At 58.7% G+C, this 17,551-nt stretch carries 13 protein-coding genes; 6 read left to right on the top strand and 7 right to left on the bottom strand.

Annotated elements, in window-relative coordinates:
- Nucleotides 1-26 precede the first annotated feature (26 nt).
- Nucleotides 27-1,178 carry an EAL domain-containing response regulator gene (locus tag FHJ80_RS01180; RefSeq protein ID WP_139525233.1) on the top strand — a complete coding sequence of 384 codons (1,152 nt, stop codon included), beginning with the start codon at nt 27-29 and terminating at the stop codon, nt 1,176-1,178.
- Between the two features lie 78 nt (nt 1,179-1,256).
- On the opposite strand, the gene FHJ80_RS01175 is transcribed toward FHJ80_RS01180, so the two are convergent.
- Together FHJ80_RS01175 and FHJ80_RS01170 are read right to left on the bottom strand one after the other, a co-directional pair.
- A complete protein-coding gene (locus FHJ80_RS01175) occupies nt 1,257-3,512 on the bottom strand; it encodes an ATP-binding protein (RefSeq protein WP_139525232.1) in 2,256 nt (751 codons plus the stop codon).
- Between the two features lie 25 nt (nt 3,513-3,537).
- Nucleotides 3,538-4,044: a molybdopterin-dependent oxidoreductase gene (locus tag FHJ80_RS01170; protein WP_139525231.1), complete on the bottom strand. Its 507-nt coding sequence runs from the start codon at nt 4,042-4,044 to the stop codon at nt 3,538-3,540.
- Between the two features lie 155 nt (nt 4,045-4,199).
- Here FHJ80_RS01170 and FHJ80_RS01165 point away from each other — a divergent pair, with 155 nt between their 5' ends.
- Nucleotides 4,200-4,916, top strand: a complete 717-nt coding sequence (locus FHJ80_RS01165) for a response regulator transcription factor (RefSeq protein WP_139525230.1) — start codon at nt 4,200-4,202, stop codon at nt 4,914-4,916.
- A 99-nt stretch (nt 4,917-5,015) separates the two neighbouring features.
- Here FHJ80_RS01165 and arfA read toward each other — a convergent pair whose 3' ends face one another.
- The 3 genes from arfA to FHJ80_RS01150 all read right to left on the bottom strand — a co-directional run bounded on the left by arfA (nt 5,016) and on the right by FHJ80_RS01150 (nt 9,040).
- Entirely contained in the window at nt 5,016-5,345 is a 330-nt protein-coding gene (gene arfA, locus FHJ80_RS17405; RefSeq protein WP_239284624.1) for an alternative ribosome rescue factor ArfA, read from the bottom strand.
- A gap of 127 nt (nt 5,346-5,472) precedes the next feature.
- Nucleotides 5,473-6,357 carry a uroporphyrinogen-III C-methyltransferase gene (gene cobA / locus FHJ80_RS01155; protein ID WP_139525229.1) on the bottom strand — a complete coding sequence of 295 codons (885 nt, stop codon included), beginning with the start codon at nt 6,355-6,357 and terminating at the stop codon, nt 5,473-5,475.
- Nucleotides 6,317-9,040 carry a nitrate reductase gene (locus FHJ80_RS01150; RefSeq protein ID WP_139525228.1) on the bottom strand — a complete coding sequence of 908 codons (2,724 nt, stop codon included), beginning with the start codon at nt 9,038-9,040 and terminating at the stop codon, nt 6,317-6,319. The genes cobA and FHJ80_RS01150 overlap by 41 nt, the downstream gene beginning before the upstream one ends.
- 634 nt (nt 9,041-9,674) lie before the next feature.
- Between FHJ80_RS01150 and FHJ80_RS01145 the strand changes: the two genes are divergently transcribed.
- Genes FHJ80_RS01145 through nirD form a run of 3 tightly spaced genes read left to right on the top strand, consistent with a single transcriptional unit; the run spans nt 9,675 to nt 13,928 of the window.
- Entirely contained in the window at nt 9,675-10,982 is a 1,308-nt protein-coding gene (locus FHJ80_RS01145; protein WP_139525227.1) for an NAD(P)/FAD-dependent oxidoreductase, read from the top strand.
- Between the two features lie 17 nt (nt 10,983-10,999).
- Complete coding sequence (gene nirB, locus FHJ80_RS01140; protein WP_139525226.1) at nt 11,000-13,525, top strand: nitrite reductase large subunit NirB; 2,526 nt, start codon at nt 11,000-11,002, stop codon at nt 13,523-13,525.
- 28 nt (nt 13,526-13,553) lie between these two features.
- Nucleotides 13,554-13,928, top strand: coding sequence for a nitrite reductase small subunit NirD (gene nirD / locus FHJ80_RS01135; protein ID WP_139525225.1), 375 nt, complete (start codon nt 13,554-13,556; stop codon nt 13,926-13,928).
- 88 nt (nt 13,929-14,016) lie between these two features.
- On the opposite strand, the gene FHJ80_RS01130 is transcribed toward nirD, so the two are convergent.
- Nucleotides 14,017-14,853 carry an alpha/beta fold hydrolase gene (locus tag FHJ80_RS01130; RefSeq protein WP_139525224.1) on the bottom strand — a complete coding sequence of 279 codons (837 nt, stop codon included), beginning with the start codon at nt 14,851-14,853 and terminating at the stop codon, nt 14,017-14,019.
- 168 nt (nt 14,854-15,021) lie between these two features.
- Here FHJ80_RS01130 and FHJ80_RS01125 point away from each other — a divergent pair, with 168 nt between their 5' ends.
- Nucleotides 15,022-15,960, top strand: a complete 939-nt coding sequence (locus FHJ80_RS01125) for a cation diffusion facilitator family transporter (RefSeq protein WP_139525223.1) — start codon at nt 15,022-15,024, stop codon at nt 15,958-15,960.
- Nucleotides 15,961-16,002: 42 nt separating this feature from the next.
- On the opposite strand, the gene FHJ80_RS01120 is transcribed toward FHJ80_RS01125, so the two are convergent.
- The gene (locus FHJ80_RS01120; protein WP_139525222.1) at nt 16,003-17,499 is read right to left on the bottom strand and encodes a sodium:alanine symporter family protein; all 1,497 of its coding nucleotides are present in this window, start codon (nt 17,497-17,499) and stop codon (nt 16,003-16,005) included.
- Nucleotides 17,500-17,551 lie beyond the last annotated feature (52 nt).

Genomic DNA, 17,551 nt, shown 5'->3' with positions numbered 1-17,551 from the left:
ACGCTTCTTATATGCAAGGACACATCATGCCTCCCAGTGCGTTAGTGATCGATGATGACGTCGATATACAGTTGCTTGGAAAAATGCTGCTGAGCCGACATGGGTTTGATGTCGCCACCGCCGGTTGTCTAGGAGAACTGGCGCGCCAACCTGGCCTTCTCAACACGCATCTAATCGTGCTCGATTTTGGCTTGGGAGATTTTACGGGGCTGGATATTCTCGACTATCTCTATGATCTCAAGATTCATGCCCCTATCTTGCTACTGAGCAGTTGTTCGGACGAAACGGCCGCCCATGCGATTGCCGAAGGTAAAGCCAAAGGGCTAAAGATGTTGGGGTTCCTCCCCAAAGCGAAGCTCATGACCGGGCTTGGCGACTTTATCGAACAGATAGAGGCCTCGCCGAAACCACCCTCGGTGGGGGAATTAGCCCAGGCCATCAAGCAGCAGCATATTTGCCTTGCGCTGCAGCCTAAGCTCTCACTGGCAACTGGCATCGTCGTGGGGGCTGAAGCGTTGGTGCGCTGGGAAGATCCAACGCGCGGGACGATTTATCCCGACAGCTTCATTCCTCTCGCTGAAAAAAGCGGGCTGATGGTACCCCTGACGTGGTGTATTCTAGAGCTCGCTTTTGCACAGCTGGCCGATTGGCACGCTCGGGGGCTGCCGCTGAGCATCGCCGTCAATGTGCCGGCCGCGTTCATCAAAGCCGAAAACATGCTGTCCATGTTCGACACGCTCTGTGGCCAATACCCTATCGATATGACAAAGGTCACATTGGAGCTGACGGAGTCGGTAGGCGTAGAGTGTCTGGGGTATGCTCGACACATTTTGGACGAACTGCGCAAACGAGGGTGCAAGTTAGCCCTAGACGACTTCGGTACCGGATACTCTTCGCTGACCCAGCTCTACCGATTACCGTTCGATGAATTAAAACTCGATCGAAGTTTCGTTTCTTTCATCGACAGCGAGCCCAACGCTCAGGCAATTACGCTCTCCATCGTCGAGCTAGGCGCGCGTTTGGGAATGAGTGTCGTGGCCGAAGGCATCGAAAACGCGGAGCAGCAGACACTACTCACCAAGGCAAAGTGTCCGGTTGGTCAAGGCTATTTCATCTCTCGCCCTCTTGCCCCCACTCAGTTCGAGAAGTGGTTAGGGCACCAAACGATGGTGGCCTAAAGCGCTTCGTCCTCACCCACCGAATATGTAGCGGCTGCTTTCAAAGCGACGTTGAATCAACTCTGGAAGCGGCAGTTCCTATATGGCTATCAAACCATGATCCAACAAGGCTTGCTGCGTGGTGAATTTCAGCGCTTCCAACGTATCTAAAAATCCCACGATCGATGCATCACTCTCCTGGTGAGCGCCTTTTTCCAAAAGAGCGGCTTGTTCAGCAATCGCAGCACAGCCCAGTGAGGCGGCGGCCCCTTTGAGGGAGTGTGCCTCTTTACGTAATGACTCATGGTCCCCTGCAAGCCAACATGCGCGAAGCCGAATCAAACGCTCCTCTAAGCGAGCTAGAAAGGCGTTCAGCAGCGCGTTGAGTGATACCGAGTCAAACGCTTCCTGCAGCTCAGCACATATTTTGCGATCTAGCAGGTCCAGCACACCACGCTCACTTACAAAGGAAACTGCTGCGCCCTTTTGCTCGCTGACGTCGCTGCCATGTCGTTCAAGACGCCCAATGCTGACGTTAGCGCTGGGAACAAAGCGGCTAATCAGCTGATACAGTTCTTCTCGCGTGAACGGTTTGTTGATCATGTCATCCATGCCGCTTTCGAAGCAGCGCTCACGGTGCTCGGGCATGACGTTGGCCGTCATGGCCACGATGGGAAGCCTCGGCAGAGCATTCTCCTTTTCGAAGGCCCGCCAGCGCAGCGTCGTGTCAGGGCCATCCAACACCGGCATCTGCATATCCATCAACACGAGATCGATGAGTGCATACTCCTCTTGAAGTTGCTGCAACGCTGACTGGCCATTCTCGGCAATCGTGACACGCTGCCCGAGCTGTTCCAGCATGACTTTCGCCACTGTCTGGTTGATCGGGTTATCTTCCACGACCAGGATATGATGATCGTCCACCAGCGTGGCTTGCTGTTCGCTGCGATGATAGACCTCCAAACCCTCTGTTGCCGGTAGCGCGACCGAAAACCAGAAGCGGCTGCCCAAACCTACTTGGCTGGCGACACCGATCTCGCCCTCCATGGCATGAACGAGCCGTTTGCAGATAGCTAATCCAAGCCCCGTGCCTTCGTGACGGCGCGCGATCGACGTATCTACTTGTGAAAAAGCGCAGAACAGTCTTGCTTGATCTTCTGCATCGATACCGCATCCCGTGTCTTGGACCTCGAACAGTACGTCATGCCCCTCCCCCGGTGCCGCATGAAACGTCACGGAGCCCTCCTCGGTAAATTTCAGCGCATTGTTGATCAGGTTCATGATGACTTGGCGAAGGCGAGCAATGTCGCCCATTACGAAGCGTGGCAGCGAGGGGTCGATGGAGTAATTGAACACGACCGGCTTACTCTTCTCTTGCAGCACATACCCCGTACAGAGCGCTTCGATACACTCATGGAGATCGAAGGGGCGAGCGTCCAAATCGAGCCGACCGCTCTCGATTTTGGTGTAATCCAGAATATCGTTGATCACGGCGCGCAAACTCTCGGCACTGCGTTTGAGTGCCGACAAATACGCGTAACCTCGGGGTGAATGCACTTCTTCACTCAGCAGATCGGCCATGCCGACCACGCCGTTGAGGGGTGTACGAATCTCATGGCTCATTACCGCCATGAACTGGGATTTGGCTTGGCTGGCGATTTCAGCGCGCTTGGCCGTCTCTTTTAGCTCTCGGCTCTTCACCTCTAGCGCTTGGGCCTTGCGAATACTGATTTTGCCTTCGATGAGCAGGGCGCGAACTAGCAGACCGCCCGATAACATGAGCGAGAGCAGAAGGATCAAAGCTAACCCATAAAGCTGGGTCATCTTTTCCCGCTCTAACGTGCGCAGTCGCGCAACGCTCGCATTGGTATCGATTAAGATAGAGCCTGTCATTTGTTGCAGACGGGCCGTATGGTCGATTGCCCGACGGATCATCTCGTCATTTAAACGGCTTGAATCCTCCCAAAGGGGCTCGATCAATCGGTCGATGTCATCAATCACGGCGGCGGCTTTTTCGACCAGTGCATTGACGCCCTCGATTTTAGACACCGCCAAATTTATCTCTCCCTGCTGGAAGAGCGTTTTCCGACTAAACAGTATTTCAAAGCGTAGCAATAGGTCTTCTGCCGTCGCACTGCCTACTTGGTTATCCACCAGCAACAAATGAAACTCGCGCACTTCCCTATCGAACTGATACCCCGTCCATACGAGGTTTTCCAGTAACCGATTTTCGATGGCGTGTTGCCGCTGGAAAATCACGCCGCCTGTGATGATGGCCGACAGAAAAAAGAGGATCGCTGAAAACGTCGCGACCCTCACACGACGCGAAAAGTAGTGTTTCAAGACAGGCAACATGGTCTTTACCTAGACATCGCGACGACTACTCGACCTCGATCCGCTTGATTTGCCAAACCGAGCGTGTAAGGACTTCTTCGTTCAACAGCGCAGGAGTTTCATCGAAGGGATAAATGATGAACAGCGGCCCATGATCGCGCACTCTCAGCGGCTGCCCATCGGCGCGCATCGCTAAAATGACTTCGTGATCATAAAAATCGCTAACCGGCACCTTGGAGGAGTAGTCGTTGAGCGCCACGACGTTGAGCTGCTCGCCATCGGCCCCCACAGCTTCCAATAACGCCCTTCCCAACGGCCCTTCAAAGCTCACCACCCCATCGTGCCAAGGCGTGCTAGTGTTCGTGGTACGCTGCGTCAATGCTTCCAGCATAGCTTTATCGAAATGTGCTTCGTCACCGACGTTAGTTTGGGAAATGTTGCCCGCCACTTCTAAAATCACAGTGCCAGTAGGCGCATCGAGGGCTTGCGCAGCGTTGAAGACACATGTCCCCACTAAAACGAGAAGAGTTTTATTAATCAGACGCTTAGCCATTTTATACCTCCTAAATAATGAACGAAGTATAGCGCTACGACTTAAGCGTTAACTGTAAACCTTTGTGTCGTTCCCCCTACCTAAACTAGAATTAACGCATGAGTTTTCCATCCATGGTGTGAGGTTGATCACACGATAAAAATAGGTAACTCACTATGCATATCGGTGTGCTGGAAGATGATCTCGACCAACAGGCATTTATTGAGCAGTGTTTGCTATCAGCAGGGCATCAGGTCTCTCTTTTTGCTAGGGCAAGTGAGCTCAGGCGCGCCACGCAAGAGCAGCGCTTCGACTTTCTGATTATCGACTGGCGACTGCCCGATGGGTGCGGCATGGACGTGGTAAGCCACCTTCGTCAAAACGACGGCTGGCGTGGCCCCATTCTATTTATTACCGCCAGCCAAGGTGAAGACGACGTCGTTAAAGCACTGGAACAAGGCGCCGATGATTTTCTGGCGAAGCCGCTGCGCCCCAAAGAGTTTTTAGCCCGCATTAGCGCACTGGGCCGTCGAGCCGGCTACGATACGCCCCGCCCCTCCGTTTCCTGCCCGCGCGCTTTTGCGATCAACACCGACGAGCACACGATCAAAGTCGACGGTCACGCCGTGGAGCTAACCGAGCGGGAATATCGCCTAGCCACGCTGTTTTTTTCCAAAGTGGGTGAGCTGTTGAGCCGTGCACATTTGCTGGAGCTGGTTTGGGGCATTAAAGGTGACGTATCGACACGAACGGTAGATACCCATGTCAGCCGTCTTCGCCGGAAATTGGAGCTAGATGGTCGCCATGGGCTGCGCCTGCGCAGCGTGTATCAGTCGGGTTACCGTATGGAGGTGTGCAGCACCTCTGCCGTCGAACAGCGGGTCGCCAATTAAAAAAAGCCGACCTAGCGGTCGGCCAAAAGCTGATGAGAGTCTGCAGACTGGCAAATTGCCTGCAGCGATGCCTGGGGAAGGCATCGCCAAAACGCTGGTTCAAGCGGCTTGGCGATGCCCTCTTTGAGCATGACGCCCTTTACGAGAGTAGCTGCCCTTCCCTTTCTTCGGCGTTTGCTGCTGCATTTTGAACATAGGGGTACGTAACTGCGCTTTGAGCGCGTTTTCGCCAACCTTGTGTTTTTTCATAGAATACTCCTGGTTTATTAAGAGATGCTTAACCGGGCAGTGGAAGCCTTCGCTCCTATGAACATTCGCATCGCCATCGGTTCCTGCCAGCACGGTAGTTTTCAACAAGCCCCATGAGATGCCGAATGGCCGACCGTACTGCTGCTGGCCAACATCGCGCCTAGAGACATCGTCGTGCACTCCTGACTCTCCTCTCCACGGCCTGGTTGATAGCATGTTAACGAATATGGGGAGAGCCTTTGAAGACTTCAACCCCAGCGTTTTAAACGCTTCGCAAAAGAACACGACTCGGCTATCAACGCTGCTTTCAGCACTGCGTTTGAGAGAGTCGAGCGGCGGGGCTGTGGGCCACCATGCTCACCACGCTGCCCACCATGATTAGGCAAGGCGATGGCAGCGGCCGAGCAGCGAGGCGTTCGGGTATGTCGGAAAGCGTGCCCACCAGTGACTGCTGCTCGGGCTGGCTGGCGTTGGCTACCAGCATGACGGGCCACGTATCGGGCAGCCCCGCTTGGCGCAAGCCATGGCAAATGGCCGCCACTTTGGAAAGCCCCATGTAGAACACCAGGGTCTCGTCCTGACGCGCCAGCGACGCCCAGTCCGGCATCCCGCCTTCCCGGCATAGCTGCGCCGTAATGAAACGCACCTGCTGGGCGTGGCCGCGATCGGTGAGCGGAATCCCCATCCCCGCCGCTGCGGCGGAGGCGGCGGTAATGCCCGGCACGATCTCGGCGGGCAGCCCCGCCTCTGCCAGGGCTGCAAGCTCTTCGCCCATACGCCCGAAGACGCCGGGATCGCCGCCCTTCAACCGCACCACCGACTTGCCTGCCTGGGCCAGGGAGACGATCAGCGCACCGATCTCCGCTTGGGGCATGCTGTGATGCCCGCTGGCTTTGCCGACGTAGTAGCGCTCGGTGCCCGGCGGAACGAGCCCCAACACGTCGTCCCCAACCAGGCGGTCATACACGACCGCGTCTGCCTGCATCAGCAGTCGCGCGGCTTTGAGCGTCAGCAATTCGACATCGCCGCTACCCGCGCCGACCAAATAGACGGTGCCTGGCTGGCAGGCACCGCTGAGCGGCAAGCGCAAGCGTGGGGCGTTATCGCGGCTCAACGGCGCCCACGCCCGCTGGGCCAGGCGCCACAGCGCATCAGGCCACTTCTGTGTTAGCTGTTTGCTTAGCGCGCGCATGAGGCCGCTCCTCTTCGAGTATCGCTTTTAGTTCGGGTAGGCAGCTGCCGCACTGGGTGCCGCAGGCCAATCGTGCGCCTAACGCTTCGACGCTGGTATCGCCTGCATGAATCGCCTTGACGATAGAGGCTTGGCCGACCTGGTGGCAGCTACACACCACCGGCCCCGTATCGACAGCGCCATCGTCGCATCCGGCCAGCAGGCGTCTACGGTGCCGTGTCTCCAGGGTAGCGTCATTGAAGCGCGCTTCAAGCCAGGCTAGCCCGGGCAGCTCGTCGGGGGGTCCCACCATCAGCCACCAGCAAAGCCGACCGTTCACCACGCCCGCTGCCCGCAGCCTGCCGGTTGCCGGGTCGTCACACCACAGCGAAGCGGGCACGCCGCACCACGCCGCCACCTGCGCCAGCCAATCCGCGACCGGCTGACTATCCGCCAGCTGCCACCGCGTGCAGCTGGCCATCGGGATCCGCGCCCAGTAATCGCTGCGACACCACGGCGACGATGGCGCATCCAACCCGTTGGCGAGCAGCAGCGTCGCCTGCCACGCAGCGGGAAGTGTGCTCACCGCCACCGCCCCCTGTTTGGCTTCCGGCTGTCCGGAGAGCGGATCCGTATACCCCTGAATCAATGCGCCGCTGCGCCCCTGCTTGGTAAAGCAGTCGGTCCAGTGCATCGGCACGAACACCTCGCCTCGGCGTTGGGCGCTGGAGACTCGAACCCGCCCACGGTACTCCCCGGCGGCAGCGGTCAACCTCGCCAAGCCTTGATCCGTCAAGCCAGCCTGGGCGGCATCCTCCGGGTGCAGCTCGATGAAGGGTTCGGCGCGGTGGTTCATCAAGCGCGGCGCACGGGCGGTACGCGTCATAGTATGCCACTGATCCCGTATACGCCCGGTATTCAAACGCAGCGGGTAGTCGTCGCTCAGCGCCTGCGCGGGCGGGCGCGGCGTAATCGGCAGCAGTTTCGCGCGACCGTTCGGCGTCGCAAACCGGCCATCTTCGAACAGCCTTGCCGTTCCACGGGGGGCCTGCTGAGTCACGGGCCACTGGATCGGAGCGAGCGCATCATAAGCCGATTGGCCCAGGCCTGCCAGCCCTGAGATGTCGAATAGCCGCTGGGTATCGCCGCTATTTTCATAGCCTGAAAGGCGCGCGTGCTCATCGAAAATCTCCCATGGCTGGGTGTAATCGAAGGCTTCGCCCCACCCTAAGCGTTTTGCTACTTCGCAGAGTATCCACCAGTCGTGCTTGGCCTCGCCAGGGGCCGGCAGCAACCCCCGCTGGCGGGAAATGCGCCGCTCCGAGTTGGTCACCGTGCCATCCTTCTCCGACCAGCCCGACGCGGGCAGCACGATATCCGCAAAGGGCAGCAGGTCGGTATTGGCGACGCACTCCGAGACGATCACCAGCGGGCATTTTGCCAGCGCGCGGCGCACTTTCTCCCCATCCGGCATACTCACTGCTGGATTGGTGGCCATCACCCACAGGGCGGTAATCTCGCCGCGCTCGATGGCATCAAAGAGCTCCACCGCCTTGTAACCCGGGGCGTCCGGTAGTACGGGCGTTAAGTGCTGGGTAGTCCAGAAGCGGCTAACCAACTCACGCGCGCCCGGGGTGTGGTAATCCATATGCGCCGCCAGCTGATTGGCCAACCCGCCTACTTCCCGCCCGCCCATGGCGTTGGGCTGGCCGGTGATCGAAAACGGCCCCGCCCCCGGCAGGCCGATTTTTCCGCCCGCTAGATGGCAGTTGATGATCGCGTTGCACTTGTCGGTACCGCTGGAGGATTGATTCACCCCCTGAGAGTAGAGCGTGACCACGTGAAGCTGGCTGGCAAACCAGTAATAGAAGGTTTCCAGGCGTTCAGGATCCACATCACATTCGCGAGCAACGGCTTCCACGCTGCCTGCACTCTGCTTGGCAGCGCCCAGCGCGTCGTCTAACCCCTCGGTGTGGCGTTCTAAGTACACGGCATCCAATCGGTTATGGTCGTCCATCCACGCCAGCAGCCCGTTGAACAGGTACGCATCGCTACCCGGACGAATACCCAGGTAAAGATCGGCCATTTCACAAGTGTCGGTCACGCGGGGGTCGATCACCACGACCCGCATCAACGGGTTGCGCTCTTTGGCTATCTTCAAACGCTGATAGAGCACCGGATGATTCCAGGCAAGGTTGGACCCCACCAGCACCACCAGTTCCGCTTCTTCGAGGTCTTCATAGCTGCAGGGTACCGCATCGGCCCCAAAGGCGCGTTTATAGCCCGCCACGGCGGACGCCATGCAGAGCCGCGAGTTGGTATCCAAATGCGGGGTGCCCAAGAAACCTTTGAACAGCTTGTTGGCGACGTAATAATCTTCGGTCAGCAGCTGGCCGGATAAGTACGCCGCCACCGTCTGCGGGCCATGGGCAGTGCGCTGGGCCTGCAAGCGTTCGGCGGTGACGGTGAGTGCTTGCTCCCAGGAGACCTCCTGTCCATCCACGCGGGGCATCAGCAAGCGCCCCTGTGCGCCGAGCGTTTCGTGCAGCGCGGTGCCTTTCACACATAGGCGGCCGTAGTTGGCTGGGTGCTCGCGGTCCCCCTCGACGGCAATGAGCTGGCCGCTTTCAAGCGTTGCAGTCACGCCGCAGCCGACGCCGCAGTAGGGGCAGGTGGTTCGGGCGAGCCGATTGACCTGTGGCATGGCAGTTTCCTCCCGCGTTAAAAAGCAAAAAGCGCCCAAGCCAGCTTCAAAAGAAGCCTGCCTGGACGCCGTTGTCTCAGGGGCACCATTTACCCGGTGCCGTACTCATCAGTGATTTGCTGCCGTTGGTATTGTTCGACGCAATTTATGGTTGTGATCGTTATGAGCAAAGACCCTGCACTGAGCCGTTGTTCCTTGTTACTTGAACAAATGCAAACCCTGCGCCCACTCGGCCTTAAAACCATTAAATATTATAAAAACAATAACTTATAAACATGCTTGTATTTTCATTACTCGCTAAAGGAATGCTCTTTGTCGAATAAGCGGCTAAAGGGGGTGCATGAATCGTCGCTCAAGCACCAAAGTAGGGCACGCCAACTCAACTATGCGCGGCCCACCGAATCCTCAAAAACGCTTAATACGCTGATTAAGCTGAATTAAATCCACCTGCGGCAAGAGCTGGCGGGCTTTTTGCTGACCACTAGGATAAGACAGTTCGGCAACCAACGGCGGTTGCTGCGCGTTATCGACGACGCCAACGGGCAACGACGCCCCTGACACTCCCTTCTTGAGAGGGCTGTGCCAGGGGCGTTTTTATTTGCTGAACATGATGCTTCAACCAAAGGAGCTACCCATGGAAATCGCTTCCCGGTGCTCACAGACAGACCACCTCGTCATCATCGGTAACGGCATGGCGAGCCAGCGACTGCTCGACGCGCTGGTTCGACATCCCCAGCGCCCCCACCGCATTACGGTGGTGGGTGAGGAGCCGGTGCCTGCCTATAACCGTATTTTGCTCTCCCCTTTATTGGCAGGCGAACTGGCGCCCGAGGCGCTCACTCTGCAAGACGCCTCCTGGTACGCCGATAACGACGTCACGCTGATACTTGGCGACCGCGTGACCGCCATCGACCGCGAACGCCGCCTGCTCATCACACATCGCGGCAACACGTTACGCTATGACCGCTTGGTCTTGGCCACTGGCTCGCGCCCCGCGCTGCCAGCGGTGCCCGGCATCACGCTCGACGGTGTTCACACGTTTCGCGACCTGCGCGACGTCAGCGCCTTGGAAGCCATTGCTCGGCAAGGCGGCAACGCCGTGGTGATTGGCGGCGGCTTGCTTGGGCTGGAAGCCGCCGAAGGGCTGCGCAAACGGGGCGGACGCGCGCTCACCGTCAGCGTTTTGCAGCGCAGTCATCGGTTGATGAACCGTCAGCTAGACACCACCGCCGCTCAGTTGCTGGAAGCCACGCTGCGCGAACGCGGCATCCTCATTGAAACCGGCGCATCGCTCGCCGCCTTGGAAGATAACGGTCGAGGACAGGTGCAGTCGGTCACCCTGAGCGATGGCCGAAAGCTTCCTGCCGATAGCATCATCGTGGCGGCGGGCATTACCCCGAATGCGGAGCTAGGACAGCAGAGTGGACTCGTCTGCGATCGCGCCATCGTCGTGGACGGCCACCTGACCACTTCCGACGCCCACATCCATGCGCTAGGCGAATGCTGCCAGTTCGAGCAGCACACTTACGGGCTGGTGGAACCGATTTGGCGGCAGGTGGACGTGCTGGCCGCCGTGCTGTGTGGTGAAACGCCCGCGGCGTATCAAGAAGCCCCCACGGCCACCAAACTCAAGGTCAGCGGTGTCAGCCTGTTTGCCTTTGGCCCCACCGAGGCCGCCGCCAAGCACGAAGAACTTCGCTACCAAGACCCAGAAACCGGCGACTACTGCCGCTTACTGCTCCAGCAAGGCCGCCTCGTCGGCGCGGTGCTGTATGGCGATACCCGCCACGGCCCCTGGTACTTCGAGCAGGCGCTGGCCGCGACCGATTTAACCGCGTGCCGCCACCTGCTTCTGTTTGGCGCCACCGATGCCCAAACGGCGCTCGATGCGCATCTCGACACCTCGTCACCCTCTTTATCTCTCCCCCGTGAGGCGGCTTAGCTATGGTGAATCACACAATGTCTACTCCCACTACGTCTTCCAACAAACAAACGCTGATCATTGTAGGTAACGGCATGGTCGGCCACCATTTTGCCGAACAGCTGGTGGAAAGCGGCGCGCTGGCCGGGTTTGACGTCACTATCTTTGGCGAAGAGCGCCATCGCGCTTACGACCGGGTGCATCTATCCGAGTACTTTAGCGGGCGCGACGCACAGTCGCTGGCCCTGTGTGATGCCGATTACTACCGCAGCCACGGCATTCGACTACGCAGCGGCGAAGCGGTCACCTCGATCGATCGCGAACAGCAGCGGGTGGTGACCGAACAAGGCCACTACGCCTATGACCAGCTCGTGCTGGCCACCGGCTCTTTCCCCTTTGTGCCCCCCATTCCCGGCAACGACAGCGACGGCTGTTTGGTCTACCGCACCCTGGATGATCTGGATGCCATTCAGGCAGCGGCCAAAAACGCCACCAACGGCGTGGTGGTCGGTGGCGGCTTGCTCGGCCTGGAAGCCGCCAACGCGCTGCGCGGACTGAACCTGGACACCGCCGTGGTGGAATTCGCCCCGCGTTTGATGCCCATGCAGGTGGATAGCGAAGGCGGCGAGCTGCTCAGAGAGAAAATCGAAGCCCTGGGCGTTCAGGTCCTCACCGAGCGTGCGACTCAACGTATCGAACCCGGCGACACCAGCCGCCTACGCATGGTTTTCCAAGACGACAAGGTGCTGGAAACCGACCTGATCGTCTTCTCCGCCGGTATTCGCCCGCAAGACAGCCTCGCCCGAGAGTGCGGTTTGAGCATCGGCGAACGCGGCGGCGTGGTGATCGACGACCAGTGCCGCACCAGCGACCCGAACATCTTCGCCATTGGCGAGGTAGCGCTATGGAATCAGAGTATCTTCGGCCTCGTCGCCCCTGGTTACCAAATGGCCAAAACGGCCGTCGCCACGCTAACGGGGGGCGATGACCGTTTTAGCGGTGCCGACATGAGCACCAAACTCAAGCTGTTGGGTGTGGATGTCGGCTCCATTGGCGATGCCCATGGCAACCAACACCCTGGTGCCCGCATGTTCCGCTACCTCGACCCGCTCACCCAGGTCTACCGCAAACTGGTCGTCACGGGCGACGGTAAGAAGCTGCTGGGCGCCATGCTGGTAGGCGATAACAGTGTGTATGACACGCTGCTGCAGTACTACGCCAACGGTATCGAGCTGCCTAAGGAACCCGCATCGCTCATTTTGCCGCAACAAAGCGGTGCCGCCCCAGCCCTGGGGCCGGATGCCCTGCCGGACACGGCGATGATTTGCTCTTGCCACAACGTGACCAAAGGCAGCATCTGCAGCGCCATCGACGCGGGCGCGGCGGATCTTGGCAGCGTCAAAGGCGCGACCAAAGCCAGCACCGGCTGCGGCGGCTGCGCGGCGCTGCTCAAAAGCGTGGTGGACCACGAACTGGAGGCCCGCGGCGTCGAGGTGGATACATCGATCTGCGAGCACTTCGCCCATACCCGCCAAGGGCTTTACGACATCGTGCGTGTCGAAGGCATCAAGACGTTCAGCGAGCTGATGGAGAAGCACGGCAACGCCGAGACGCACCAACTAGGCTGCGATATCTGCAAACCGGCGGTGGCCTCGATTCTCGCCTCCTGCTTCAACGAGCCGATCACCGATGCCGCCCACGTGCCGCTGCAGGATACCAACGACACCTTCATGGCCAATATGCAGAAAAACGGCACCTATTCGGTGGTGCCGCGCATTGCCGGCGGTGAAATCACCCCGGATAAACTGGTCGTGCTCGGGCAGGTGGCCCAGAAATATCAGCTCTACACCAAGATTACCGGCGGGCAGCGCATCGACCTGTTCGGCGCGCGGCTGGAAGACCTGCCGGCCATTTGGGGCGAACTGATCGAGGCGGGCTTCGAGACGGGCCACGCTTACGGCAAATCGCTGCGCACCGTGAAATCTTGCGTCGGCAGTACCTGGTGTCGCTACGGCGTGCAGGACAGCGTGGGCATGGCGATTCAATTGGAGAACCGCTACAAGGGCCTGCGTGCCCCGCACAAGATCAAGTTTGGCGTTTCCGGCTGTACCCGGGAGTGCGCCGAAGCGCAGAGCAAAGACATCGGCATCATCGCCACCGAAAACGGCTGGAACCTCTACGTGTGCGGCAACGGCGGCATGCGCCCGCGCCATGCGGAACTCTTCGCCACCGATTTGGATGACGAGCAGCTCTACCGCACCATCGACCGCTTTTTGATGTTCTACGTGCGTACGGCCGACCGCTTACAGCGCACCTCGGTGTGGCGGGAAAACCTGGAAGGTGGCCTCGACTACCTCAAAGAAGTGATTCTGGAGGATAGCCTAGGCCTAGGTGACGAGCTGGAGCGTCAAATGCAGCACGTGGTGGAGAGCTACCAGTGTGAGTGGGCCAACGCCATCAGCGACCCTGAAAAGCTCAAGCGCTTTAGAAGTTTCGTCAACGATACGCGGCCCGATCCCTCCATCATCATGACGTCGGAGCGCGGCCAGCTCCGCCCTGCGTAATCCAGTGACCACCGAATCGAGGATGACCATGACCACCACCGCACTCAAAACAACGAACCGCAACGCTACTTGGCAACCGCTCTGCACCAAAGCAGACCTCGTGGCGTTTTCCGGCGTCGCCGCATGGCTGACGACATCGGCAGGCCCAGCCCAAGTGGCGCTGTTCTATCTGCCCGGCCACGCCCAAGAGCTCTATGCCCTGGATCACTTCGACCCTTTCTCGAAGGCCCATGTGATTGCCCGTGGCATCGTCGGCGATATCAAAGGCAGTCCCGTCGTGGCCTCGCCACTCTACAAACAGCACTTCCGCCTAGAGGATGGCCAATGCCTGGAAGAAGATGAGGTAAAGCTGCGCACTTGGCGCGTCGCTTTCAAGGGGGATGAGGTGTGGGTGGAAGGCTAGCCAAACGCATGCTTCTACAGCGCCACCCTGCCATGCAAACAGCCGCGCCGCCTTTCCAGGCGGCGCGGCTGTTTGAGAGGGACGCTCTTTATTGATCCAAAAACCGGATCAGCGCCTGGTTGAATGCCTCGGGATGGGTAGCGTTCAGCCCGTGTGGGCCGCCCTCGATCACCTCTAGCGACGCGTTGGGTAGCAGCTCAGCGGCGCGTTTGCCGCTCACTTCAAATGGAACGATGCCGTCAGCATCCCCGTGTAAGACCAGCGTCGGAATGTCGATCTTGGGTAAATCCTGGCGAAAATCGGTGTAGCTAAACGCCTTGATGCAGTCGTAGGTCGCTTTGGGCGAGGCGAACGCCGCGATATCGCGGTGGTAAAGCCGGTTCGGCTCGCTGATCAGGTCGCTGTTGTCGTTGGCGGTAAAGAAATTCTTGGTGAAATCGTCCAAGAACGCGATACGGTCGCCTTGCACCCCCTGCAGGAACTGGTCGATGGTGGCATCGTCCAGTCCGCCTTCCGGGTTATCGTCGGTTTTATACAGATAAGGCGGCACCGCCGCAGCCAGCACCGCTTTACTGACACGCTCGGTGCCGTAGCTCGACAAATAGCGCGCGACTTCGCCGCCCCCCATGGAAAAGCCCACCAGGGTCGCATCGTTGAGATCCAGCGCGTCCAGCAGCTTTTTGAGATCCGAGGCGAGTGTATCGTAATCGTAGCCACCGTCCGCTTGCGTCGAGCGGCCAAAGCCACGGCGGTCATAGGTCACCACTTTATAGCCTGCTTCCACCAACGCGGGTACCTGCTTCTCCCAGGAGCGCCCACTCAATGGCCAACCGTGGATCAGTACGACCGGTTTACCTGCCCCGTGAACCTCGTAATAAATCTCGACCGGTGTGCCCTGCTCGGTCCCTGCATTCAGAAATGGCATCGCATCAACCTCCTGGTTTGGCGTTCACTAAGAGCGTTATTCAAGGCTAGTACAACGCAATGTTGACTGCCAAAGCGTGTGGCGAAACGCGCCTTTAGAGGTACCGTCAAAACAAAATTGCTATGCTTGCCGGCTGATCGATTCGCTAAACAGGGGAGCCATACGTTCGTGAAGACAGAATCCAGTACCTTGGCCTTTTCCGCCTTCATGGCACTGCTGATTGGCTGTGCCGGTATTGTGGCCACCTTGGCCTCCAACTCCCAAGCCATCCTATTGGACGGCTTGTTCAATCTTATCTACTTTAGCGTAGCGCTGGTGACCATCAAGGTCAGCAAGCTGGCCAGTCGCCCAGATAGCGAGTCGTACCCCTTTGGTTACAGCTACTTCGAGTCGCTGGTTAATTTATGCAAAGGTTTGCTGATTTTGGGGGTATCCATCTTCGCGCTGGTAGATGCCGTGGCCGCTTTGCTGACGGGTGGGCGGGAGATTTCTGCAGGGCTTGCGGTAATGTATGCGCTGTTTGCGACCGCCGCTTGCTCGCTCACTGCCTGGGTCATGCAGCGTAGTCAACGCCATGTGAGTAGCCCCTTGGTGGCCGCCGACAAACTCAACTGGCTGGTCAATAGCGTGATTTCAGGGGCCGTACTGGCGGCTTTTTGCCTAGTGATGCTGTTTGATCGTCTCGGCTGGCGGGCTGTTCTTCCCTACATCGATTCGGTCTTGGTCATTGCGGTCGTCGTTCTCTGCCTGGGGGTCCCCGTGCGCATGGCATCGCAAGCGCTAAGAGAGCTGCTCAACAAAACTCCGGAAGAAGCCGTCGCCGAACCGGTGCGCCAAGCCGTTGCCCGTGGCCTTGCCGATATCGACACCCTGGAAGTGCGCGTGCGTATGGTGCGCCCCGGCCGCCTGCTCTACGTCATCGTCCATGTGGTGCTGCCCAAGGACCTCCCCGAAGCGACACTGGCGAAACAGGACGCGCTGCGTCAGCGCATCGACGAAGAAGTGCGCCGCGACTATTCGCCCGTGGTGTGCGACGTGGTCTTTACTGCCGACAACCGCTGGGCGGCGCCCTCTTGTGGGCTATTGGTAGAGAAACCTGCTAGCTAACCCCTAACACGTCAAGAGCGGCTCGAAGGCCGCTCTTGACGCTTACCGGTCGACCGGCTTTTCATCTTTTACCGGCCACACATCCTCATCCACCAGCTCTGGATTTTTGAGTATGGTGGGGTCGAACAGCGGTTCCTCGATGCCCTGTCGCCGCTGGCGTTCATAATCCTTCAACACCGAGACCGCAATCGGCGCCATCAGTAGAATGGCAAACAGGTTGGTCGTGGCCATCAGGCCCATGGCGAGGTCGGCAAAATCCCAGACCACGCTGAGTTCAGCGACAGAACCCAGCAGCACCATGGCGATGATAACGATCTTGAATACGCCCACCGCTTTTTTGGCGTGGCGGCGGAACAGGTATTCGATGTTTACCGAAGAGAAGGAGAAGTTGGCCAAAATCGAGGTAAAGGCAAAAAACAGTATGGCAATGGCAATAAAGATCTCACCAAAGCCTCCTAGATGATCCACCATGGCGTCTTGGGTGAGCTGGATGCCCTCGATGCTCTCCCCCGGCGACTCGGATAGCAGCCGTTCATAAACACCGGAAAGCAGAATCACCACCGCCGTGCAGCTACAAATCACGATGGTATCGACAAACACCCCAAAGGATTGCACTAACCCCTGGGCTGCTGGATGCTTCACAGTGGCCTGGGCCGCCGCATTGGGGGTCGAGCCCATACCGGCCTCGTTAGAAAAGAGGCCCCGCTTGATGCCGTTTTCCATGGCAGCCTTGATGGCGTAACCCGCCGCGCCACCGACCGCCGGGCCTAACCCAAAGGCACTCATCACGATCAACGACAGCATGTCGGGCACGGCGGAGAGGTTGGCAAACAGAATCCATAGCGCCACCAGCAGGTAGGCAATGGCCATGACCGGTACGATTTTCTCAGCCGTGCGTGCCACCGACTTTAACCCGCCATAGATCACGACACCTGCCAGTGCCGCAATAACCACGCCGGTCAGCCAGTTAGGAATGCCAAAGGCACCGCTCATGCCCTGGGCAATGGTGTTGGATTGCGCCGCATTGAATGCCAGTCCGTAGGCAATGATCAAGAACACCGCAAACAGCGACCCCAGCCAGCGCCAACCCAGACAGCGCTCGATATAGAACGCAGGGCCGCCGCGAAAGACCCCATCTTCGTTGCGGTGCTTGTACACCTGCGCCAACGTCGACTCGATAAACGAGGTCGCAAACCCCACCAGAGCCGTCACCCACATCCAAAAAATCGCTCCCGGCCCGCCAATCCATAGTGCCAGAGCGACACCCGCCAAATTACCGGTTCCGACCCGCGCCGCCATGGAGGTCGCGAATGCCTGAAAACCACTGATGCCATCTCCCGCTCCGCGCGCGGTAAAGGTCACGTGGGCCATGTGCCGAAACATGCGAAACTGCATCCCGCGCGTCATGATCGTGAACAGCAGGCCTGCTCCCAGTAGCAGGTATACCAGGATATAGCTCCAGATAAAGTTGCTGATGGGCATCATGACGGCATAAAGGCCGTCGCGAAGTGGCCCTAGCACCGTTTCTAATAATTCCATGGCCTTTCACTCCCTGTGGTTATATGAGCAACTGTCATCGTCACAAGTAGGA

This window comes from Halomonas sp. BL6 (assembly GCF_006228115.1).
GTDB classification, from domain to species: Bacteria; Pseudomonadota; Gammaproteobacteria; order Pseudomonadales; family Halomonadaceae; genus Vreelandella; species Vreelandella piezotolerans.
The sequence above is the reverse complement of the archived record's forward strand: the minus strand, read 5'-3'. Positions and strand labels throughout refer to the sequence as shown.

Excerpts from the sequence above, each read along its gene's own strand:
- FHJ80_RS01180 (WP_139525233.1), top strand. The coding sequence starts at position 27 with ATGCCTCCCAGTGCGTTAGTGATCGATGATGACGTCGATATACAGTTG.
- FHJ80_RS01175 (WP_139525232.1), bottom strand. The coding sequence starts at position 3,512 with ATGTTGCCTGTCTTGAAACACTACTTTTCGCGTCGTGTGAGGGTCGCG.
- FHJ80_RS01170 (WP_139525231.1), bottom strand. The coding sequence starts at position 4,044 with ATGGCTAAGCGTCTGATTAATAAAACTCTTCTCGTTTTAGTGGGGACA.
- FHJ80_RS01165 (WP_139525230.1), top strand. The coding sequence starts at position 4,200 with ATGCATATCGGTGTGCTGGAAGATGATCTCGACCAACAGGCATTTATT.
- cobA (WP_139525229.1), bottom strand. The coding sequence starts at position 6,357 with ATGCGCGCGCTAAGCAAACAGCTAACACAGAAGTGGCCTGATGCGCTG.
- FHJ80_RS01150 (WP_139525228.1), bottom strand. The coding sequence starts at position 9,040 with ATGCCACAGGTCAATCGGCTCGCCCGAACCACCTGCCCCTACTGCGGC.
- FHJ80_RS01145 (WP_139525227.1), top strand. The coding sequence starts at position 9,675 with ATGGAAATCGCTTCCCGGTGCTCACAGACAGACCACCTCGTCATCATC.
- nirB (WP_139525226.1), top strand. The coding sequence starts at position 11,000 with ATGTCTACTCCCACTACGTCTTCCAACAAACAAACGCTGATCATTGTA.
- nirD (WP_139525225.1), top strand. The coding sequence starts at position 13,554 with ATGACCACCACCGCACTCAAAACAACGAACCGCAACGCTACTTGGCAA.
- FHJ80_RS01130 (WP_139525224.1), bottom strand. The coding sequence starts at position 14,853 with ATGCCATTTCTGAATGCAGGGACCGAGCAGGGCACACCGGTCGAGATT.
- FHJ80_RS01120 (WP_139525222.1), bottom strand. The coding sequence starts at position 17,499 with ATGGAATTATTAGAAACGGTGCTAGGGCCACTTCGCGACGGCCTTTAT.